This is a genomic window from Usitatibacter rugosus, assembly GCF_013003965.1.
GTDB lineage: Bacteria > Pseudomonadota > Gammaproteobacteria > Burkholderiales > Usitatibacteraceae > Usitatibacter > Usitatibacter rugosus.
This window is the reverse complement of the sequence record NZ_CP053069.1, coordinates 26,232-47,004: the sequence shown is the minus strand read 5'-3', so window position 1 is coordinate 47,004 and position 20,773 is coordinate 26,232. Positions and strand designations below refer to the sequence as shown.

Sequence of the window (20,773 nt, the reverse complement as noted above, 5' to 3'; positions counted from 1 at the left end):
GCAGTGCGTGTGTCTTTCGGAGCCGGTTCTTAGAGCTTGAAGCCCGCGACAGAGCTCTTGAGCTCCTGGGCCACCGCGGCGAGGTCTCGAATCGAGCCCGCCGTCTGCTGCGTGCCGCGCGTGGTCTGCCGCGTGATCTCCAGGATGTCCTGCATGTTCTGCGCCACCCGGTTCGTCGCGTTCGCCTGCACCTGCGTGGCGGTCGAGATGTTCTGGATCAGCTGCGCGAGGTTCTTCGTCACCGAGTCGATCTCGGTGAGCGCCTGGCCGGCGGCGTCGGACAGCTTCGCCCCTTCGACCACGCCCTGCGTCGACTTCTCCATGGCGGCCACCGCGTCCTGCGTGTCCGCCTGAATGGTCTTCACGATCGCGCCGATCTGCTTCGTGGCTTCGCCGGAGCGTTCGGCCAGTCGCTGCACCTCTTCCGCAACCACCGAGAAGCCGCGTCCCGCTTCACCGGCCGATGCCGCCTGGATGGCGGCGTTCAGCGCCAGCACGTTCGTCTGTTCCGTAATGTCGGAAATCAGTTCGACGATCTCGCCGATCTCCTGCGAGCTTTCGCCGAGCCGCTTGATCCGCTTCGACGTCTCCTGGATCTGCTCGCGGATGTCGTTCATGCCCGAGATCTGGTTCTGCACCGCGAGGCGCCCCTTGTCGGCGGCGGCCAGCGAGCGTTGCGCGACTCGAGCGCCCTCTTCGGCGGTGGTCGACACTTCCGAGATCGACTTCGACACCTGCAACACCTGCGACGTCGTCTCTTCGATTTCCTTCGACTGGCGTTCCGCGGCGGAGAGGAGCTCGTTCGAGATCGACTGCGCCTGCGCCGTCTTCTGCGTCACCTGGATGGCCGCGTTGTTCACGCCCGTCACCAGGTTTCGCAGCTCGTCGATGGTGTAGTTCATCGAGTCGGCGATGGCGCCCGTGATGTCCTCGGTCACCTGCGCCTTGATCGTCAAGTCACCGTCGGCCAGGTCGCCCATCTCGTTCAGCAGCCGCAAAATGGCTTCCTGGTTGCGGCGGTTTTCCGTCTCGGCTTCGGCCGCGCGGCGGCGGGTGTCCGCAAGGAACACCAGCACCATCAGCACCAGCACGATGAAGAAGAGCCCGGCGAAGGCGATCACGGCGACCAGCGAGGCCACCGGCTTCTCGCTGGTGAGCGTGTCCTGCAGCTTCGCCACCGAGTTCTGCAGCGACTCCGATGCGGAGACAAGTTGCGCGCCGGCCTGGCGGGCGGAGACGAGCTTCTGCAGCTCGCGAAGGATGGGGCCCACGCTCTTCTCGAAGAGGGCGAACTGGTCCTTCAGCTGCGTGAGCTTGGCCTTGGTCTCGGGGTCCTTGATCGCGAGGATGCCGAGCGGCTCGCTGCCGGCCTCGAGCGCGCGGATGAGACCGCGCAGGTCGTTCGTGTCCTTGCCGATCAGGAACGGCACCACCGGGTCGATGATCTCCGAGCCCAGGATCTCCGCGGAGCCGCGGCCCAGGCGCTCGGCGAGGAACGTGAGGCGGTTGGCGCGCAGCACCTGCGCGGGCGGCGAGCCCGACTGCGTCATGAGGCCCGTCAATTCCTGCGACAGCGTGGCCATCTCTTCCGAGCCGACGCGGATCTGCGCGATGTTCTCGGCGAGCGCGACCAGGTCGCGCTGCGCCGCGAGGATCGCCGTGGCGGCGTTGGCCGACTCGGGCCAGCGCTGTGCCAGCTCCTCGAGGCGGCTCTTCAGCTCGTCGTTGTGCGCGGCCGAGGGAACGTCGTTGCCGAACGCGAAGCCGCCGTTCTGCAGGATCGCGAGGTAGTTCGCGAACTCGTCGCGGCTGTCCTGCACCTGCGGGAACGCGAGCTGCAGGCCGCGCGCCGCCTGGCCGGCGGCCTTGGCGAGGCGCTGCGTGTGGTACTGCATCTGCGAGGCGATCGTGACGTAGGTCGAGTTCTCCGAGCGCGACTTGGTGTCCATGAACACCAGGCCGCCGGTGACCACCAGCAGCACGAAGGCGATGGCGCCGAGGATCTGGATCTGCGTCGTGACCGGCCGGGCGCCGATGATGGGCATGCGGAAGCGCGCGATGCCTTCCCCGCCGGGGCGCACGGCCTTCTTCGCCTGCAGCGGCTTGGTGCCGGTGCGCGGGCTGGCGCCACCCGTGGTCTGGGCCTGGATGTTGGTGAGCGTCGAGGAAGAGGCTGCGGGACGCGCGGGCGCGGCCTTCGGCTTGGAGGCCGTCAGGCTCTTGAACCAGGCGCCGATGCCGCCTCCGCCGCTGCTGCTGCTCGCGCTGCTCTTCGATTTGGCTGCTTGTGCTTTCGCCATGTCCCGCTCTCCCTCTGTATTTCCGTTTTCTTCTTAGGCGCCGACTTCAAGGAATCCGGGCTGGCGAACCAGCTCCGGCAGATCCAGCTCCATCCACCTCGTGCCGCCCGCGGCCTCGTATACGCCGCCCACCCACGGCGCCGCATCCGCGGGCCGCTCGAGTTTCGTGAATTGATCGGGGTTGCGCAGTCCCAGCATCCTCGAGACCACGAAGCCCGCGCCGCCCAGCAGGCGCTCGGAGATCAGGATCACCCGTCGCTCCATCCCGGCGGTCACGACCTCGCGGCCCTGGAACGCCTGGAAGTCCACGATGCTGTACAGGTTGCCGCGGACGTTCGCGACGCCGCGGAACCACGGTTGCGTGAGCGGCACCGGCACCGCGTTGGGAACCGGGATCACTTCGCTCACCTGGTGCAGGGCCACGAACCAGTTGTCGCTGCCGACCTGGAAGCCCAGCCGCGACGACAGCGCGGCGCGCGTCGTCGCCGTTCGCAGCCGCTCGCCGAGCGAGAGCTGGAATTCACGGAGGCTCCGGGTGCGGCGCGCCATGGTGTCAGCCCAGCGCCTTGATCTTCTCGATCAGCTCGCTCTCGTTCAGCGGCTTGGTCACGTAATCCTTCGCGCCCTGGCGCAGGCCCCAGATCTTGTCGGTCTCCTGGTCCTTCGTCGTGCAGATGATCACGGGGATGTGCTTGGTCGATTCGTCACGGGTGATCGCGCGCGTCGCCTGGAAGCCGTTCAGGCCGGGCATCACCACGTCCATCAGGATGAGGTCGGGCTGGTCGGCCTTGGAGCGCTCGATCGCGGTCTCGCCGCTGTCGACGAGGACGACCTCGTAGCCCCGCTTGGTCAGCATGCCCTGCATGTACGCGCGCTCGGTGGGCGAGTCGTCCACCACCATGATTTTCTTGATCGCCATTTTCGTGTCACTCCGTTCGTTGTATCAGGCGTAGCTCCCGCTACGCCGCGTTTCTGTGCGCCAGGTGCGCTTCCACCGCCTTCAGCAGGCTTTCCTTCGTGAAGGGCTTCGTGAGGTACTCGTCGCTGCCCACCATCCGCCCCCGCGCGCGGTCGAACAGGCTGTCCTTCGAGGACAGCATGATCACCGGCGTCGAGCCGTGCTTGCCGCTCTTCTTGATCAGCGCGCACGTCTGGTAGCCGTCCAGGCGCGGCATCATGATGTCGACGAAGATCAGGTCCGGCTGGTGATCGGCGATCTTCGCGAGCGCGTCGAAGCCGTTCTCCGCCAGGATCACCTGGCAGCCCGCCTGCATGAGGAATATCTCCGCGGATCGCCGGATCGTATTGCTGTCATCGATCACCATCACGCGTACACCCGTGAGGTTCTTGGAGTCCGCCACGCATTCCCCGTTTATTGAAGCGGCAAGGCCATCCCTCCCCGGATAGGCCCGGACTGAAGCCGCTTGTTATCGTCCGAGGAGATTAGTCCTTTTATTCAACCAAAACAACCGTTAAGTCCCGCCACTTGAAGCCGTTTCCGAGGTTAGGACAGCGACTTCCGAACCTAGAATTCGACCATCTCGAAATCTTCTTTGCGGGCGCCGCATTCCGGACAACACCAACCGCCCGGAACATCCTCCCAGCGGGTGCCGGGCGCGAGACCATCCTCGGGCCAACCCTCGGCTTCGTCGTACACGAGGCCGCAGACGTTGCACTTCCAGGTCTTGAAGGGCTCGGAGGCCTGCTCAGCGTGGGATGCCATGGGGCTTGCCGGGGGTCGATGAATGTAGAATGCGGACACGCGCCGCGAGCCCGAAACGATGGTAGCGACCCCCGGTTCACGGGCGCAATCGAGGCGCGGTTTCAAGTGTAACCCCCCCACGCAACCGCGTTTTCCATGCCCGATCCCGCCTTCGCGACACCCCCCGCCGTCATCACGTTCGCCGCCTCCGATCCGACCAGCGGCGCAGGCCTCCAGGCCGACATCCTCACGCTCGCGAGCATGGGTTGCCACCCGCTCTCGGTGATCACGGCGATCACCGTGCAGGACACGGCCGGCGTCGAATCCTTCCTCGCGATCGACCCCGACTGGGTCGCCGACCAGGCGCGCTGCATCCTCGAGGACATCCCGGTGGCCGCCTTCAAGATGGGCGTGCTCGGCTCCACCGAGATCGTGACGATGGTGGCGGAGGTGGTCTCGGACTATCCCGACATCCCGCTCGTGCTGGACCCGGTGCTGGCTTCGGGCCGCGGCGACGAGTTCGCGAGCGACGAGATGCTGATCGCGATCCGCGAGCTGCTGGTGCCGCAGAGCACCGTGGTCACGCCGAACATCCCGGAGCTGCGCCGCCTCGCCGAGGACGACGAAGGCGACATGAGCCTCGCGGATTGCGCGCAGGCGCTGCTCGACAGCGGCTGCGAATACGTCCTCGTGACCGGTACGCACGACTCGACCGCGGACGTCGTGAACACCCTCTACCACCGCGGCGGCGTCCTGCGTTCGGACACCTGGCAGCGCCTGCCCGGCAGCTACCACGGCTCGGGCTGCACGCTGGCCTCGGCCCTCGCGGCCAACCTCGCGCGCGGCCTCGACATCGCCGACGCCGTCTACGAAGCGCAGGACTACACCTGGCAGGCGCTCTCCAAGGCGTACCGGCCGGGCATGGGGCAGCACATCCCCGACCGCCTCTTCTGGGCCCGCGACGACGCCAAGGAGAACGAGGACAAATGAGCGCGGATCCCGCGCTCGCCCGGCGCCTGAAGGGCCTCTATGCGATCACGCCCGAGCGCGAGGACACCGAGCGCCTCGCGCGCGAAGTGGAACAGGCGCTGGAAGGCGGCGCGGCGGTGGTGCAGTACCGCGCCAAGCATGCGGATGCCGCCCTCGCCCTCGAGCAAGCCCGGCGGCTGCGCGATCTCTGCCGCGCCTTCGGCGCCCCGCTCATCGTGAACGATTCCCTCGACCTGGCCCTCGAGATCGCGGCCGACGGCGTTCATCTGGGCCGTGACGACGGCGACGTGCGTGCGGCGCGCGTGGCCATGCCGGGCCGGTTGATCGGCGTCTCCTGCTACGACGATCCGATCCGCGCACGGCGCGCGGCCGAGGATGGCGCCGACTACATCGGCATCGGCAGCGTCTTTCCCTCGACGACCAAGCCGCAGGCGGTGCGCGCGGCGCTGGATCGCCTGGGCGACGCGCGGCGCGCGAGCGCGATCCCGGTCGCGGCCATCGGCGGCATCACCGCGGCCAACGCCGCGGTCGCGATCTCCAGCGGCGCCGACATGGTCGCGGTGATCTCCGCGGTCTTCGATGCGCCGGACGTGCGCGCGGCCGCGCGTTCGATCGCCGTGCTCTTCCCCCTCCCCGAAACCGGCACCCCGCATGCGTGAGCGCAGCCGCGATCTCTTCGAACGATCCCTTGCCCTGATTCCGGGCGGCGTGAATTCCCCCGTGCGCGCCTTCGCGAGCGTCGGCGGCACGCCGGTGTTCTTCCGCGAGGGCCGCGGAGCGCGGCTCACCGACGTCGACGGCCACGAGTACATCGACTATGTCGGCTCGTGGGGTCCGCTGATCCTCGGCCACGCGCATCCGGAAGTCGTCGCGGCCGTGACCGCGGCGGCGCAGAAGGGACTTTCCTTCGGCGCCCCCACCGAGCTCGAGCTCGAGATGGCCGAGCTCCTCACGCGGGCCCTGCCTTCGCTCGAGCAGGTGCGCCTGGTGAGCTCGGGCACCGAAGCGGTGATGAGCGCGCTCCGGCTCGCGCGCGGCTTCACCGGGCGCTCGCTGCTGGTGAAGTTCGAGGGCTGCTATCACGGCCACAGCGATTTCCTGCTGGTGAAGGCCGGTTCGGGCGCGCTCACCTTCGGGCATCCGACCTCGGCCGGCGTTCCGCCCGAGCTGGCCGCCCAGACGCTCGTGCTGCCATACAACGATCCCGCGGCCGTCGTGGAAGTCTTCGCGCGCCATCCGGACCAGATCGCCGGCATCGTGCTCGAGCCGATCGCGGGCAACATGAATTTCGTGCGCCCCTCGATGGAGTTCCTGCGCACGCTGCGCGAGCAGTGCACGAAGCACGGAGCCCTGCTCGTCTTCGACGAGGTGATGACCGGCTTCCGCGTGGGCGCGGGCTCCGCGCAGGGCCTCTTCGGCATCACGCCGGACTTGACGACGCTGGGCAAGGTGATCGGCGGCGGCATGCCCGTCGGCGCCTTCGGAGGCCGACGTGACGTGATGGCGAAGCTCGCCCCCCTGGGGCCTGTCTACCAGGCGGGCACGCTCTCCGGCAATCCCGTCGCGGTGAGCGCGGGCCTCGCGACGCTGAAGCGCGTGCTCGAGCCCGGGTTCTTCGACAAGCTCGGGCGCGCCACCAAGTCGCTGGTCGAAGGCCTCGTGCGCGAGGCGAAAGCCGCCGGCATCCCGTTCAGCGGCGACAGCGAAGGCGCGATGTTCGGCCTCTTCTTCCGCGCATCGCCGCCCGCTTCGTTCGCCGAGGTGATGCAGTCGGATCGCGAAGCCTTCAACCGCTTCTTCCACGCCATGCTCGATCGCGGCGTCTATCTCGCTCCCTCCGCGTACGAGGCGGGTTTCGTTTCCTCCGCGCACGGTCCCGCCGATTTCGAGGCGACGTTCGCCGCCGCACGCCAGGCCTTCGCGGCCCCCCGTTCCTCCTGATGGGCGTGGGTCTGTCGCTTCCGTCGGCGAGCCGGCTTGCCGCGCTGATCCTCGTGATCGCAGCGGTCACCATCCTCGTGCTCGCCGTGCTGGTCGTGGCCGACGTCCGGCTCGAGACCGACCTCAACCGCGAGGTGATCGGTGCGCAGCAGGCGAAGGACGGCCTGGAGTCGCTGCGCACGCGCCTGCACGAGTTGCGCCACGCCGCGAGCATCTACGCGCTCACCGGCAGCCCGGAAGCGGCGCAGACCGTCGAGCGCCGCGCCGTCGAGGCCGATGCGGATCTCGACTACCTCGAGGAGCGTTCGCGCTTCGACGCGACGCTCGCCACGAACATCGGCCCGCTCTCGGAAGCCACCAAGGCATTCACCGTGCACAGCCGCTCGCTCGCGTCGCTCGCACGCACACGCGGCTCACCCGCCGCCGCGGTGCTCGATGCAGAGCGCTCGGCCATGGAAGCTCGCGCGTGGTCGGCCCTCGAACGGGCGCTCGAGGCGCAGACGCGCCTCATCACCGACCGCTCGCTCCAGCAGATCCGCATCGGCGAGCACCTGAACGGCTACGTGATGTGGATCCTCGCCGGATCGGTCACGCTGCTGGGCGGCCTCTTCGCGATCTTCCAGCACACGCAGGCCCGCAGCCGCGAGGCGCAGCGCCGCATCGAGCGCCTCGCGCACTACGACGTCGTGACGGGATTGCCGAACCGCAGCCTGCTGGCCGACCGGCTGCAGCAGGAGCTCGCGCGGTCGGCGCGCTCCAACGAGCCCTTCGCGCTCGCGATGTTCGACCTGGACGGCTTCAAGGCCGTGAACGACTCCATGGGCCACGCCGCAGGCGACAAGCTGCTCGCGCAAGTGGCGTACCGCGCGAAGGAGAGCGTCCGCGCCTCCGACACGCTGGGAAGGCTGGGCGGCGATGAATTCCTCGCGGTGCTTCCGCGAACGACGCGGGACGGCGCGATCCAGGCGGCCGAGAAGATCCGTGCCGAGCTGTCGCGCCCCTATGAGGTGAACGGCAAGGAAGCGTTAGTGAGCGCGAGCGTGGGCGTGAGCATCTTCCCCGATCACGGGGCCGATCCGGATACGCTCCTCCGGGCGGCGGATGCCGCGCTCTACGTCGCGAAGCGCGAGGGGAAGAACCGCTCGCGCGTGGCCCGCGGGCCGGCCTAGCGAAGGCCGGAGGCGTACTCCGCGACGGCTTTCATGTCGGCCTCGTTCATCTTCGAGGCGACGACTCTCATGATCTCGCTGGGACGCTCGCCCGAGGCGAAGGCCTTGAGCCAGCCCAGGAGCAGCTCCGGGCTCTGGCCGGCGATCGCCGGGAATTGCGCGGACATCCCGCGGCCGGCGGCACCGTGGCAGCCCGCGCAGGCCGGAACCGCGGTCGCCTTCACGCCGGCGCGCCAGATCTTCTGGCCGCGATCGGCGAGCGCCTTGTCGCGAGCCGCCGTCTGGGCGGGCTTCTGCGACGAGTAGTACGCACCCACGGCGAGCATGTCTTCCGGCGAAAGGCCGGCGGCCATGCCCTGCATGATCGGGCTCGGGCGGGCGCCGGACTTGAACGCCGTCAGCTGGCGCTGGATGTAGTAGGCGTCCTGGCCGGCGAGGTTCGGGTTGGGTGCGGTGCCCACGCCATCCGCTCCGTGGCAGGCCACGCAGACCGACGAGGCGATCTGCTTGCCGCGCGCGAGGTCCGGCTTCGCGGCCGCGGGGGCGGAATCGGCCGCCACGGTGGCGCCTGCGTAAACTAGCGCCATGAGCGCAAAGCCCGAGAAGGATCGCATTCGAAAACCTCGCCTGAAAGACGTGAAGGAAAAGGGCGTCAAGGAAAAGCGGACGCGTAAGCCGGACGATTTTACCGTAGGCACCCCCCGGGTCGCCAGCAGCGGCTCCTCGAAGGCCCTCAACCTCGCTTCGGCGGCGTTCGCGATCTCCGTGCACGACACGGAGCTGCTCCCCGCGCCCGGGGCTCCCGAAGTCGCCTTCGCGGGCCGCTCCAACGCCGGCAAGTCGAGCGCCATCAACACGCTCACCGGCCGGCGGCGCCTGGCCTTCGCGAGCAAGACGCCGGGACGCACGCAGCTCATCAACTTCTTCACGCTGGACGGCGCGGCCTATCTCGTCGACCTGCCCGGCTATGGCTACGCGGGCGTGCCGCTCGAGGTGCGCAAGCATTGGGAGGTCCTGGTGGGGCGCTACGTGGCGGAGCGCGAGTCGCTCGCCGGCGTCGTGCTGATGATGGACGCGCGCCATCCGCTCACGCCGCTCGACCACGAGCTGCTCGCGTGGCTCGCGCCCTCGAACCGTCCGGTGCATGTGCTGCTCACCAAGTCGGACAAGCTTTCGAAGCAAGCCGCGCAACGCACGCTGCAGCAGACACGCTCGGGCCTTTCGAAACTCCATGGAAACTCGACGGTGCAGCTTTTCTCCAGCCTGAAGCGCGAGGGCCTCAGCGAGGCGACCGCGAAGATCACCGAGTGGGTTCGCGACGCAAAAAACAAAACCCCGCCTAAAGGGGAGTAAAGGCGGGGTCAAAAAGCCTTAATTGGGATTAAGGCGCCCGCTCAGGGAGGAGAAGCGGGGAAGGCGTTAGCCTTCACAGGATAAGAGCGGACGCACCGTGCTAAAGTTCCCGGCCTTTTTTGCAATCCAGACGCGATGACCACAGGAATCGGAAGGTTTCCGGACCGCCGCATGCGCCGAGCGCGCCGCGATGATTTCTCGCGCCGCTTGGTGCGCGAGAACGGCTTGTCGCCGGACAATCTCATCCTGCCGGTCTTCGTGCTCGACGGCGCGAAGAAGACCGAGCCCGTGGCCTCGATGCCGGGCGTGCTTCGCAGGACCGTCGATGAGCTTCTGCCCGTCGCCGAGCAAGCCCTCACTTTGGGCATTCCCGCGCTCGCGTTGTTCCCGGTCATCGAGCCGGGCCTGAAGACGGCCGGCGCCGAGGAGGCCTGGAACGCGAAGGGCCTCGTGCCGCGCGCCGTCCGCGAGCTGAAGAAGCGCTTCCCCGAGCTGGGCGTCATCACCGATGTCGCGCTCGACCCGTACACCACGCACGGACAGGATGGCTTGATCGACACATCCGGCTACGTCGTGAACGACGAGACGCTGGTCGCGCTGTCGAAGCAAGCACTGGCTCACGCTGAAGCGGGCGTCGACATCGTCGCGCCCTCGGACATGATGGATGGGCGTGTCGCCGCATTGCGACGCGCGATGGACGAGAAGGGCTTCATCCACACACGCATCCTCGCGTACTCGGCCAAATACGCATCGGCTTTCTACGGACCGTTCCGCGACGCCGTCGGCTCGGGGACGAGCCTGGGCAAGGGCGACAAGAAGAACTACCAGATGGACCCCGCGAACTCCGACGAGGCGCTGCACGAGATCGCGCTCGACCTCGAAGAGGGCGCGGACTACGTGATGGTGAAGCCGGGGATGCCCTACCTCGACATCGTGCGGCGAGTGAAGGACCGCTTCGGCGTTCCGACCTTCGTCTACCAGGTGAGCGGCGAGTACGCGATGCTGCAGGCCGCCGCGGCACAAGGGTGGATCGACGGCGAGGCCTGCATGATGGAAGCGCTGCTGTCGTTCCGCCGTGCCGGGGCCGACGCGATCCTCACCTACTTCGCGATCGACGCGGCCAAGCGCCTCAAGGGTTAACACCCAGCAAGGCTTCGACCTCGGGCAAACGGGCGCGCTGCGCGTCCGGCTCGCTGCGCGAGCGCCCCGCGAGCCGCTCGTGGTCGCGGTCGAGCACCGTGAGCGTCACCGGGACGCCTTCCACCTCGAGCAGGAACTGCGGCACGTCCACGTACCCGTCGCCGCGCCGCACGCGGCGTGCGCCCTCTTCGTACTTGTAGCGGTGGTTGAGCAGGAAGAGCGTGAGCGCCTTCGCGTCGTCGGCGTAGAGGTGCAGGTTCACGTCCGAGAACTTGTTCGCGGTGCCGCTCAGCACCGAGCCCACGAGCGCGGGATTGAAGTGGCTGAATTCGCGCATCACGCGCACGGCGACCTCGCGCATGCGCCGCAGCTGCGCCGGTTGATCGTCGGCCTGGTAGAGCGACTGGTATTCGCGCAGGGCCGCTTCGATTTCCTGGTTGTCCGGCAGGAGCTTCGCGTCCAGCAGGCCCGCCTGGCGCGCGGCCTTCTGCTTGGCGGCTCCATAGTCGGCCACGCCGTCCTCGGCCATCAGGCGGGCGGCGAGGTACGCGATGTGGCTGCGGATGTTCGTGTCCTTGCGGGACCGGGCCTTGCTCATGCGGCTATTGTCGCTTCTAGAAGATCTGGTTCTTCACTTCCTCGGGCGGCCGGCTCGAATCGCGCGCGAAGGCGCCCTCCTCGCCGGTGCCGGGCTGTGTCTCCGCATAGAAGTATTCCACCGTCTTGCCGCCCGTCTCGCGGAAACCGGTCGCGGGGTTGATGGCCACGGCCACCACGCCCGACGGTACGTCCAGCTCCGCTTCCGGCACGCCCTTCAGCGCGCCTTGCATGTAGCCCATCCAGATCGGCAGCGCGGCGACCCCGCCCGTCTCGTTCGGCCCCAGGCCCGCGGGCGTGTCGAAGCCGATCCACGCCACCGCGACCAGGGTCTGCTGGAAGCCGGCGAACCACGCGTCGACATGCTCGTTGGTCGTGCCCGTCTTGCCCGCGAGGTCGTTGCGGCCGAGCTTCATCGCGGGCGTGGCGGTGCCGTAGCGCACCACGTCGCGCATGAGGCTGTTCATCATGAAGGCATTGCGCGGGTCGAGGACGCGCTCGGCATCCTCGCCGGCGACTTCCGGCTTCGCGGCATAGAGCGTCTCGCCGCGGTCGTCGACGATCTTCGCGATGAACCACGGCTTGATGCGGTAGCCGCCGTTGGCGAACGTCGAATAGGCCGCGGCCATCTGCAGCGGCGTGGCCGAGCCCGCGCCCAGCGCCATCGTGAGATAGGCCGGGTGCATCTTGGGATCGAAGCCGAAGCGCTGGATGTAGTCCTGCGCGTAGCCGGGACCGATCGCCTGCAGCAGGCGGATCGAGATCATGTTCTTCGACTTCGCGAGCCCCGTGCGGAGCCGCATCGGCCCTTCGTACTTGCCGTCGTAGTTCTTCGGCTCCCAGAGCTGGCCGCCGGTCTTGGCCGCCTCGATCACGAAGGGCGCGTCGTTCAGCACGGTGGCCGCGGTGAAGCCCTTCTCGAGCGCGGCCGAATAGATGAACGGCTTGAAGCTCGATCCCGGCTGGCGCCACGCCTGCGTCACGTGGTTGAACTTGCTCGCATTGAAGTCGAATCCGCCGGCCAGCGCTCGGATCGACCCGTTGCGCGGATCGACGGCGACCAGCGCCGCCTCGACCTTCGGCGTCTGCGCGATGTTCCACGCGCCCTTGTCGCCCGGCTGCAGGCGGATGATCGATCCGCGGCGCAGCGCCCGGTCCGGGTTGCCGCCGGCCAGCGAGCGCGCGGCGAACTTGAGCCCGTCGCCCGAGATCTTCACCACGTCGCCGCGGCGCATCACGGCGGTCACTTCCTTCGCCGATGCGGCGAGGACCACCGCGGGGACCAGGTCGGCCACCGCCTCGCGGTCCTGCAGCGCTTCCTCGACGGCGTCGTCCAGCTCGGAACCGGCCTGGTCGGGCAGGTCGGCCCGGCCCTCGGGGCCGCGATAGCCGTGGCGCCGGTCGTACTCGAGGACCCCGGCGCGGAGGGCCGCGTTGGCGTCCTCCTGGTCCTTGCGCTTGACCGTCGTGTAGACCTTGATCCCGCTCACATAGGCCGGCTCGCCGTACTGCTCGAAGACGGCGGCGCGCGCCATCTCGGCCACGTAGTCGGCCCGGAAAGCGTAGGTGTCGCGAAGGTCGGTGTTCAGGCGCAGCGGCTCGGCGAGCGCCTTCTTGTACTGGTCGGGCGCCAGCCATCCGAGGTCCGCCATGCGGCGCAGGACGTATTGCTGGCGCTGCTGGGCCCGCTTCGGGTTGACGAGGGGGTTCTGCCGCGACGGCGCCTGGGGCAGGCCGGCCAGCATGGCGGCTTCGGCCGGGCTGATGGCCTTCAGGTCCTTGCCGAAGTAGATCTGGGAGGCCGCGGCGAACCCGTAGGCCCGCTGGCCGAGGAAGATCTGGTTCAGATAGAGCTCGAGGATCTGGTCCTTGGTGAGGTTGGCCTCGATCTTGAAGGCGAGCAGCACCTCGGAGAGCTTGCGGGCGAAGGTCTTCTCCCGCGTGAGGAAGAAGGTGCGCGCCACCTGCATGGTGATCGTGCTGGCGCCCTCCCGCCGGCCCTGCAGGTTGGCGACGGCCGCGCGGGCCACGCCCACGTAGTCCACGCCGCCGTGCTGGTAGAACCGGTCGTCCTCCGCGGCGAGGATCGCCTGCTTCATCACCTGGGGCACGTCGTCCAGCCGGACCAGCGCGCGCTTCTCCTCGCCGAATTCACCGATCAGGTCGCCGTCCGCGCTGTAGACCCTGAGCGGGATCTTCGGCCGATAGTTTGTAAGGACGTCCAAACCCGGAAGGTTTGGCCACAGCAGGACGACCGTGAGCGCCCCCACGCCGGCCGCGACAAGGGCCAGGGAGACGAAGATCAGGGCGGGGTAGAACCACCAGCGAGAGGTCATGGAATCGGGGGAAAGCCGGGCAGCGGGCCCGGACAAAAGGCAGGGATCGGAAGGATGACGCCATTATAAGGTCGGGCCGCCCAGAGGAGCCCTTCCCGAAAAGGCTTTACACACCTAGGACTTGTTGCTAGCATCTAAAGTAGATTCTCCGCAGTGGGTGCTAACCTTCCACTATGATTAAAGAAAAATTAGCGGCCCAATTCGATTTCCTTAAAGCCAAGACGCCGCCCCTCGTTGGGTGCGACATCAGCTCGTCCTCGGTCAAGCTGGTGGAAATCGTCGAGGCCGGCCGGAATGTCTATCGCGTCGAGCGCTATGCGATCGAACCGCTCCCCAAGGACACGGTCGTCGATGGAAACATTGCAAACATCGAGGCCGCGGGCGAGGCGCTGAAACGCGCCCACAAAGCCCTCGGGTCCCGGATCAAGAACGTCGCCCTTGCCCTCCCGGCCGCGGCCGTGATCACCAAGAAGGTGATCCTGCCCGGCGGCCAGCGCGAGGAGGACATGGAAGTCCAGGTCCAGGGCGAGGCCAACCAATACATTCCTTTCTCCCTGGACGAGGTCAACCTCGACTTCCAGGTCCTCGGCCCGGCCCCGTCCGGCGAGGACGAGGTGGAAGTCCTGATCGCCGCCTCCCGCAAGGAAAAGATCGAGGACCGCGTGGCCGCCACGGAAGCCGCCGGCCTGAAGACCATCGTCATGGACGTGGAGTCCTACGCGTCCCAGACGGCGTTCGAGCTGATTTGCGGTGGAAATTCCGGCATCTCCGAGAGTGACGTGACGGTGGTGGTCGACATCGGCGCCACGATCACGCGCGTGACGGTCCTGCACAACGGCCAGACGGTCTATACCCGCGAGCAGCAGATCGGCGGAAACCTTCTGACCCAGGACATCGCCCGCCAGTTCGACATGCCCCCCGAAGAAGCCGAGGCGGCCAAGCGGGTCGGCAACCTCCCCGAGAACTTCGGGCCGGACGTCCTGCAGCCCTTCAACGAGAAGATCGTGCTGGAAATCCAGCGCGCCCTTCAGTTCTTCTTCACCTCGACCCAGTTCAACAAGGTCGACCACATCCTGCTCACGGGCGGCTGCGCCATGCTCGACGGGCTGGAGGAGATGGTCGCCCAGCGCACCCAGGTCCACACGATCGTCGCGAACCCGTTCGCGAACATGGCGCTGTCCTCGCGGATCAAGCCGCGCCAGCTCACGATCGACGCGCCCTCGCTCATGATTGCCTGCGGCCTGGCGATGCGGAGGTTCGACCCGTCATGATTCGCATCAACCTCCTACCGCACCGCGAAGAAAAACGGCGGCTGCGACAGAAGCAGTTCGCCGCCTTCGCCGGCATCACGATCGCCTTCGGCCTGATGGCGGCGTTCCTCGTCTGGTTCTTCCTGGACCAGCAGGTCCAGCAGCAGCAGACGAACGTCAACTACATGAAGACCGAGATCTCCAAGCTCGACAAGCAGATCGAGGAGATCCGCAAGATCCGCGAGGAAACCGCCTCGCTGCTCGCCAAGAAGCAGGTGGTCGAAGGCCTGCAGAGCAACCGTTCCGAGCCCGTGCAGCTGCTGGACCAGCTGCTGCGCCAGCTCCCCGAAGGCGTCTACCTCAAGTCGGTCAAGCAGACCGGCACCAAGGTCGGCGTGACGGGCTACGCCCAATCCAACGCGCGCGTCTCGACCCTGATGCGCAACCTCGGTGCCTCCCCGTACCTCGAGAATCCCGAGCTGGTCGAGATCAAGGCGGTGCCGGCGCCCGCCAACCCGAACGCACGCGTGAACGAATTCCTGATGAACATCTCGATCAAGCGAGCCAAGGCCGATGACGGCAAGGTCGCGCCGAAGCCGGCAGCGGGGGCCAAATGAGCCTGATCGACGACCTGAAACAGCTGGACCCGAAGCAGCCCGGCAACTGGCCGGTCGCCATCAAGATCGGCGCCTTCGTGCTGATCTTCCTCGCCATCCAGATCGCCGCCGGCTTCCTCTTCTGGAAGGACCAGAGCGACGAGATCGAGAAGGGCCGCCAGGACGTCGACGCGCAGAAGCAGACCTTCCTCGAGAAGAAGAAGCTCGCCGTGAACCTCGACGCCTACAAGCAGCAGCGGGCCGAGATCGAGCAGTCGTTCGGCGCGCTCCTGAAGCAGCTGCCGAACAAGAGCGAGATGGACGCGCTGCTGATCGACATCAACCAGGCGGGCCTGGGCCGCGGCCTGGCCTTCGAGCTGTTCAAGCCGGCGCCGACCGAGAACTTCACCGAGTTCTACGCGGAGCTGCCGGTGAACATCAAGGTCACCGGCAACTACCATGACCTGGGCGCCTTCGCGAGCGACGTCGCGAAGATGCCGCGCATCGTGCTGCTCACCGACATCAAGCTCGACCCGCCGAAGGATGGCGTCCTCGCGATGGAAGCCGTCGCGAAGACCTACCGCTACCTCGACGAGGAAGAAGTCGCCAAGCAGCGCAAGACCGCCAAGGACAAGGCGGCGAAGGCGGGAGCGAAGAAATGAACAAGCGCTGGATGCTCATTCCCGCGGCCGCCCTCGTCGTGGCCGGCTGCAGCTCCGAGCTGGACGAGCTGAAGCAGTTCGTGCGCGACTCCGAGAAGGGGCTGCCGCGCAAGATCGACTCGCTCCCCTCGGTGAAGCCGTTCGAGCCGTTCACGTACGAAGGCTTCGACCTTCCGGATCCGTTCAAGCCCCGCAAGCTCACCCCGCCGAAGGACCAGGGGGCGGGCGGCGGCGTGGCGCCGGACCTGAACCGACGCAAGGAACCGCTGGAAGCGTTCCCGCTGGAGCAGCTGAAGATGGTGGGGACTCTCTCGCAGCTGAATGAAACGTTTGCCCTCGTGCGCGCGGACAAGACGCTTTACCGCGTGAAGAAGGGCAACTACATGGGACAGAACTTCGGCCTGATCACCGACGTGAACGAAGGTGAGATCAAGCTCAAGGAAATCGTCCAGGACAGCGCCGGCGACTGGGCCGAGCGGCAAAGTGTTCTGCCGCTCCTGGAAGAAGCCAGCAAAGGGGACAAAAAGTGAACTCGAACCTCATCCGAACTCCCATGCAGCTCGTCGCCTTCGTGGGCGCGCTCGCGCTGGCGCTCTGGGCGCCCCTTGCCGGGGCGCAGGCGAAGAACTCGCTCGAATCCATGACCTTCTCGTCCATCCAGGGCGGAAAGATCATCATGAAGGCCGCCTTCAAGGAGCCCCTGAAGGGCGTGCCGCAGGGCTTCGCGGTCACCAACCCGCCGCGCATCGCGATCGACCTGCCCGACACCATCAACGGCATGGGCAAGACCCAGGTCGACGCCGGCGAAGGCGACCTTCGCAGCGTCTCGGTCGTCCAGACGGCGAACCGCACGCGCCTGGTGATGAACCTCACCCGCAACCTCACCTACACGCAGGCGCTCGACGGCAACATGCTGGTCGTCACGATCGACGGCTCGCAGGCGGTCACCACGACGGGTTCCGCGGCCACCACGCCGTCGCCCGGCGCGACCACCTTCGCCGAAGCGGCGGCCGGCACGCAGGTCCGCTACAACCTCCGCGACGTCGACTTCCGCCGCGGCAACATCTCGGAAGGCCGCGTCGTCGTCGACCTGTCCTCGTCCAACGTCGGCATCGACATCCGCCGCCAGGGCCAGCAGCTCCTCGTCGACTTCCTCAGCACCAACGTGCCGCGCAACCTCGTCCGCCGCCTCGACGTGGGCGACTTCGGCACCCCGGTGAAGTACGTGGACACGTTCGAGCAGGGCGGCAACGCCCGCATGGTGATCGAGCCGCGCGGCATCTGGGAATACTCGGCCTACCAGACCGACACCCAGTTCATCGTCGAGGTGAAGCCGGTCAAGGAAGACCCGAACAAGCTGATCCAGGGCTCCGCTCCCGGCTACTCCGGCGAGAAGCTCTCGCTCAACTTCCAGAACGTCGAAGTGCGCGCGGTGCTCCAGGTGATCGCGGACTTCACGGGCCTGAACATCATCACCAGCGACACGGTGGGCGGCAACCTGACGCTCCGCCTGAAGGACGTGCCCTGGGACCAGGCGCTCGACATCATCCTGCAGGCCAAGGGCCTGTCGAAGCGCAAGAACGGCAACGTGGTGCTGATCGCCCCGACCGACGAGCTGGCCGCCAAGGAGAAGCTGCAGCTTGAAGCCCTGGCCGCGGTCTCCGACCTCGAGCCGGTGCGCACCGAGTCGTTCGCGCTCTCCTACGCCAAGGCCGAGGACCTGAAGAAGCTCCTCTCGGACAAGGATGCGAAGATCCTCTCGAAGCGCGGCAATGCCACGATCGACGAGCGCACCAACACGCTGTTCGTGCAGGACACCGGTGGCCGCCTCGAGGAGGCCCGCCGCCTGATCCAGCAGCTCGACGTGCCGGTTCGCCAGGTGCTGATCGAGGCGCGCATCGTGATCGCGGACGACAAGTGGGGCCGCCAGCTGGGCGCGCGCTTCGGCACGCAGTCGGCGTTCAACACGAACAACTACAACATCGGCGTCTCCGGCTCGCTCGTGGACACGGTCCAGCCCCTGTCGAACAACCCGGCCTCCCGCGGCGCGGCCTCGCTCGTGTATCCCGGCGCGCTCCCCGGCAACTCCGGCTTCTTCAGCGGCACGGGTTCCTCCGGCCTCATCCCGATCGGCGCGCAGCCCGACCAGCTCAACGTGAACCTGCCCGTGACGGGAGCGGCCGGCCAGCTGGCCCTGTCGATCCTGAACCTGGGCAGCGGCAACCTCGTGAACGTCGAGCTCTCCGCGCTCGAAGCCGACAACCGCGGCAAGGTGGTTTCCAGCCCGCGCGTGATCACCGCCGACAAGAAGAAGGCGATCATCTCGCAGGGCACGGAGATCCCGTACCTCACGGCTTCGGCGAGCGGCTCCACGACGGTGACCTTCAAGCCGGCGGTGCTCGAGCTGGCAGTCACGCCGCGCATCACGCCGGACGACCGCATCATCATGGACCTCGAGGTGAAGAAGGACGCCGTCGGCCAGATCTTCTCCGGCATCCCCTCGGTGGACACGAAGAAGGTCTCGACCCAGGTGCTCGTCGACAACGGCGACACGATCGTCCTGGGCGGCATCTTCGAGCAGACGACGCGCACCACGGTCGACAAGGTCCCGTTCCTGGGCGACGTCCCGTTCGTGGGCTTCTTCTTCAAGCGCACGATCAAGCAGGACGACAAGACCGAGCTCCTGATCTTCGTCACGCCGAAGATCGTCAAGGACACGCTGATGGTTCGCTGAGCCGAACCCCCGAAACCCCAGCCCCGGCCGAGCGCCGGGGCTTTTTTTTCCGCTATCCTCGGCGTGTGGCAACCGGGAACATCTTCCTCGTGGGCATGATGGGCGCAGGCAAGACCACCATCGGGCGCGCGCTCGCGCGCAAGCTCGGCCTGGTCTTCGCCGACGCGGACAAGGAGCTCGTGACCCGCACCGGCGTCGCGGTCGCCACCATCTTCGAGATCGAGGGCGAGGCGGGCTTCCGCAAACGCGAATCCACCCTGCTGGTCGAGCTCGCGGCCGGGGAGAACGCCGTCATCGCCACGGGTGGCGGCGTGGTCCTCGATCCCGAGAACCGCAAGGTCATGCGCGAGCGCGGCACCGTGGTCTACCTGCGCGCCCGCCTCGAGAGCCTGTGGGAGCGCACGCGCCACGACACCAGCCGGCCGCTGCTCGCCACGCCCGATCCGAAGGCCACGCTCGCCACGCTGCTGGAACAGCGCGAGCCGCTTTACATGGAATGCGCCCACCTGGTGGTCGACACCGGCCCGCAGAGTCCCTCGGCGCTCGCGACCCGGCTCGCCGCCACGCTCCGGCAGCACGCCGGATCCGCATGAGCAACGAGACCCTCCACGTCGCGCTCGGCGATCGCAGCTATCCGATCCACATCGGAGCCGGCCTGCTCGCCCGCGCCGAGCTCTTCGCGCCGCACGTGCGCTCGCGGCGCGTGGCCATCGTCACGAATGCCGCGGTGGCGTCCCGCTATGAGCGGCGCCTGCGGCAGACGCTCGAGAGCGCCGGGGCGAAATCCTTCTCGATCGCGATGCCCGACGGCGAAGCGCACAAGGACTGGAAGAGCCTCGACGCGATCTTCGCGCGCCTGCTCGAGGAGGGCGCCGACCGCAAGACCGTGATCGTCGCGCTGGGCGGCGGCGTGGTGGGCGACGTCGCGGGATTCGCGGCGGCCACGTACCAGCGCGGAGTGCCCTTCCTCCAGGTCCCCACGACGTTGCTCGCGCAGGTGGACTCGTCGGTGGGCGGCAAGACCGCGATCAACCACGCGCTGGGCAAGAACATGGTGGGTGCGTTCCACCAGCCGCTTGCAGTGGTCGCCGACACGGACACGCTCGCCACGTTGCCCGAGCGCGAGCTCGCGGCCGGGCTCGCCGAAGTCGTGAAGTACGGCTTCATCGCCGACGCGGCGTTCCTCGACTGGATCGAGGCGCACGCGGCACAGCTCGTCGCACGCGATGCCTCCGCGCTCTCGTATGCGATCCGCCGCTCCTGCGAGATCAAGGCGGCGGTGGTCGCCGAGGACGAACGTGAATCCGGCGTGCGCGCGATCCTGAATTTCGGCCACACCTTCGGCCACGCCATCGAAGCCGCGATGGGCTACGGGGAGTGGCTGCACGGCGAGGCGGTCGGCGCCGGCATGGTGCTCGCGGCTCGCCTCTCCGCCGCGCAGGGACGCATCGCGAATTCCGATGCGCTCCGCGTCGAGCGCGTGGTCGCCGCACTCGGGCTTCCCGTCGCCGCGCCCGCGATCGGCGTGGAGGACTGGCTCACGCACATGGGCCGCGACAAGAAGAACGAAGAGGGACGGGTGACGTTGATCCTGCTCGACGCGCTCGGCAAGGCGGCGATCGTGCGCGACACGCCGGCGGCCGCGATCCGGAAGATCGTCTCCGCGTCCTAGACCGCCGGAGGCGCCTTCTCGAGGCGCTTCAGGAACACGGCCATCTCCTTCGCGGCCTGCTTGTCCCCGTGGCCTTCGGCCGCGTCGATGCCGCGGCGGTAGGCTTCCTTCGCGCCTTCGGCGTCGCCGCTTTCGGCGAGCGCCTTGCCGAGAGCCTTCCATGCGGCCGAGTACGACGCCTCGTGCGCGACCGCGGCGCGCAGGTGCTCCACGGCCTTCGCAACCGCTCCGGCCTTCAGGTGCTCGGTGCCCAACGTGAACCGCAGCAAGGCGTTGTCCTTGCCGCCGGCGAGCAGGGCTTCGAATCGCTCGATCAGGGACATTCACGGTA

General features: G+C 67.6%; 22 protein-coding genes. 13 read left to right on the top strand and 9 right to left on the bottom strand.

Annotated elements, in window-relative coordinates:
* Window positions 1–29: 29 nt before the first annotated feature.
* From DSM104443_RS00215 to DSM104443_RS00195, 5 genes are all read right to left on the bottom strand, one after another.
* The gene (locus tag DSM104443_RS00215) at window positions 30–2,300 is read right to left on the bottom strand and encodes a methyl-accepting chemotaxis protein (protein WP_171088712.1); all 2,271 of its coding nucleotides are present in this window, start codon (window positions 2,298–2,300) and stop codon (window positions 30–32) included.
* A gap of 33 nt (window positions 2,301–2,333) precedes the next feature.
* Window positions 2,334–2,849: a chemotaxis protein CheW gene (locus tag DSM104443_RS00210; protein ID WP_171088711.1), complete on the bottom strand. Its 516-nt coding sequence runs from the start codon at window positions 2,847–2,849 to the stop codon at window positions 2,334–2,336.
* Between the two features lie 4 nt (window positions 2,850–2,853).
* Window positions 2,854–3,219 (bottom strand): response regulator, encoded by a 366-nt coding sequence (locus tag DSM104443_RS00205; RefSeq protein ID WP_171088710.1) that lies wholly within the window; start codon window positions 3,217–3,219, stop codon window positions 2,854–2,856.
* Between the two features lie 40 nt (window positions 3,220–3,259).
* On the bottom strand, window positions 3,260–3,625 hold the full coding sequence (locus DSM104443_RS00200) for a response regulator transcription factor (protein WP_171096107.1): 366 nt from the start codon (window positions 3,623–3,625) through the stop codon (window positions 3,260–3,262).
* Window positions 3,626–3,825: 200 nt separating this feature from the next.
* A complete protein-coding gene (locus tag DSM104443_RS00195) occupies window positions 3,826–4,023 on the bottom strand; it encodes a rubredoxin (RefSeq protein WP_171088709.1) in 198 nt (65 codons plus the stop codon).
* 135 nt (window positions 4,024–4,158) lie between these two features.
* On the opposite strand from DSM104443_RS00195, the gene thiD reads away from it, so the two are divergent.
* Genes thiD through DSM104443_RS00175 form a run of 4 tightly spaced genes read left to right on the top strand, consistent with a single transcriptional unit; the run spans window position 4,159 to window position 8,102 of the window.
* Window positions 4,159–4,992: a bifunctional hydroxymethylpyrimidine kinase/phosphomethylpyrimidine kinase gene (gene thiD, locus DSM104443_RS00190; protein WP_171088708.1), complete on the top strand. Its 834-nt coding sequence runs from the start codon at window positions 4,159–4,161 to the stop codon at window positions 4,990–4,992.
* Window positions 4,989–5,651, top strand: coding sequence for a thiamine phosphate synthase (gene thiE, locus DSM104443_RS00185; RefSeq protein WP_171088707.1), 663 nt, complete (start codon window positions 4,989–4,991; stop codon window positions 5,649–5,651). The genes thiD and thiE overlap by 4 nt, the downstream gene beginning before the upstream one ends.
* Window positions 5,644–6,933, top strand: coding sequence for a glutamate-1-semialdehyde 2,1-aminomutase (hemL, locus tag DSM104443_RS00180; protein WP_171088706.1), 1,290 nt, complete (start codon window positions 5,644–5,646; stop codon window positions 6,931–6,933). The genes thiE and hemL overlap by 8 nt, the downstream gene beginning before the upstream one ends.
* Window positions 6,933–8,102: a GGDEF domain-containing protein gene (locus DSM104443_RS00175; RefSeq protein ID WP_171088705.1), complete on the top strand. Its 1,170-nt coding sequence runs from the start codon at window positions 6,933–6,935 to the stop codon at window positions 8,100–8,102. Before hemL ends, DSM104443_RS00175 begins: the two co-directional genes overlap by 1 nt.
* On the opposite strand, the gene DSM104443_RS00170 is transcribed toward DSM104443_RS00175, so the two are convergent.
* Window positions 8,099–8,662, bottom strand: a complete 564-nt coding sequence (locus tag DSM104443_RS00170) for a c-type cytochrome (protein WP_246232421.1) — start codon at window positions 8,660–8,662, stop codon at window positions 8,099–8,101. The two genes, DSM104443_RS00175 and DSM104443_RS00170, sit on opposite strands and share 4 nt — an antisense overlap.
* 25 nt (window positions 8,663–8,687) lie before the next feature.
* On the opposite strand from DSM104443_RS00170, the gene yihA reads away from it, so the two are divergent.
* Together yihA and hemB are read left to right on the top strand one after the other, a co-directional pair.
* Complete coding sequence (gene yihA, locus DSM104443_RS00165; RefSeq protein ID WP_171088703.1) at window positions 8,688–9,455, top strand: ribosome biogenesis GTP-binding protein YihA/YsxC; 768 nt, start codon at window positions 8,688–8,690, stop codon at window positions 9,453–9,455.
* Window positions 9,456–9,626: 171 nt separating this feature from the next.
* The gene (gene hemB / locus DSM104443_RS00160; RefSeq protein ID WP_212756849.1) at window positions 9,627–10,595 is read left to right on the top strand and encodes a porphobilinogen synthase; all 969 of its coding nucleotides are present in this window, start codon (window positions 9,627–9,629) and stop codon (window positions 10,593–10,595) included.
* Here hemB and DSM104443_RS00155 read toward each other — a convergent pair.
* Both DSM104443_RS00155 and DSM104443_RS00150 read right to left on the bottom strand, forming a co-directional pair.
* Window positions 10,585–11,193, bottom strand: a complete 609-nt coding sequence (locus tag DSM104443_RS00155) for a hypothetical protein (protein WP_171088701.1) — start codon at window positions 11,191–11,193, stop codon at window positions 10,585–10,587. The two genes, hemB and DSM104443_RS00155, sit on opposite strands and share 11 nt — an antisense overlap.
* Before the next feature lie 16 nt (window positions 11,194–11,209).
* Complete coding sequence (locus DSM104443_RS00150) at window positions 11,210–13,528, bottom strand: penicillin-binding protein 1A (protein WP_171088700.1); 2,319 nt, start codon at window positions 13,526–13,528, stop codon at window positions 11,210–11,212.
* A 173-nt stretch (window positions 13,529–13,701) separates the two neighbouring features.
* On the opposite strand from DSM104443_RS00150, the gene DSM104443_RS00145 reads away from it, so the two are divergent.
* From DSM104443_RS00145 to aroB, 7 genes are all read left to right on the top strand, one after another.
* Complete coding sequence (locus DSM104443_RS00145) at window positions 13,702–14,799, top strand: pilus assembly protein PilM (RefSeq protein WP_171088699.1); 1,098 nt, start codon at window positions 13,702–13,704, stop codon at window positions 14,797–14,799.
* Window positions 14,796–15,395, top strand: coding sequence for a PilN domain-containing protein (locus DSM104443_RS00140; RefSeq protein WP_171088698.1), 600 nt, complete (start codon window positions 14,796–14,798; stop codon window positions 15,393–15,395). The genes DSM104443_RS00145 and DSM104443_RS00140 overlap by 4 nt, the downstream gene beginning before the upstream one ends.
* The gene (locus DSM104443_RS00135) at window positions 15,392–16,036 is read left to right on the top strand and encodes a type IV pilus inner membrane component PilO (protein ID WP_171088697.1); all 645 of its coding nucleotides are present in this window, start codon (window positions 15,392–15,394) and stop codon (window positions 16,034–16,036) included. Before DSM104443_RS00140 ends, DSM104443_RS00135 begins: the two co-directional genes overlap by 4 nt.
* The gene (locus DSM104443_RS00130; RefSeq protein ID WP_246232418.1) at window positions 16,033–16,566 is read left to right on the top strand and encodes a pilus assembly protein PilP; all 534 of its coding nucleotides are present in this window, start codon (window positions 16,033–16,035) and stop codon (window positions 16,564–16,566) included. Before DSM104443_RS00135 ends, DSM104443_RS00130 begins: the two co-directional genes overlap by 4 nt.
* Window positions 16,563–18,770 (top strand): type IV pilus secretin PilQ, encoded by a 2,208-nt coding sequence (locus DSM104443_RS00125; RefSeq protein WP_246232415.1) that lies wholly within the window; start codon window positions 16,563–16,565, stop codon window positions 18,768–18,770. The genes DSM104443_RS00130 and DSM104443_RS00125 overlap by 4 nt, the downstream gene beginning before the upstream one ends.
* Before the next feature lie 65 nt (window positions 18,771–18,835).
* The gene (locus tag DSM104443_RS00120) at window positions 18,836–19,363 is read left to right on the top strand and encodes a shikimate kinase (protein ID WP_246232412.1); all 528 of its coding nucleotides are present in this window, start codon (window positions 18,836–18,838) and stop codon (window positions 19,361–19,363) included.
* Window positions 19,360–20,442 carry a 3-dehydroquinate synthase gene (gene aroB, locus DSM104443_RS00115; protein WP_171088696.1) on the top strand — a complete coding sequence of 361 codons (1,083 nt, stop codon included), beginning with the start codon at window positions 19,360–19,362 and terminating at the stop codon, window positions 20,440–20,442. The genes DSM104443_RS00120 and aroB overlap by 4 nt, the downstream gene beginning before the upstream one ends.
* Here aroB and DSM104443_RS00110 read toward each other — a convergent pair.
* Window positions 20,439–20,765 (bottom strand): tetratricopeptide repeat protein, encoded by a 327-nt coding sequence (locus DSM104443_RS00110; protein ID WP_171088695.1) that lies wholly within the window; start codon window positions 20,763–20,765, stop codon window positions 20,439–20,441. The genes aroB and DSM104443_RS00110 overlap by 4 nt on opposite strands.
* Window positions 20,766–20,773: the final 8 nt, after the last annotated feature.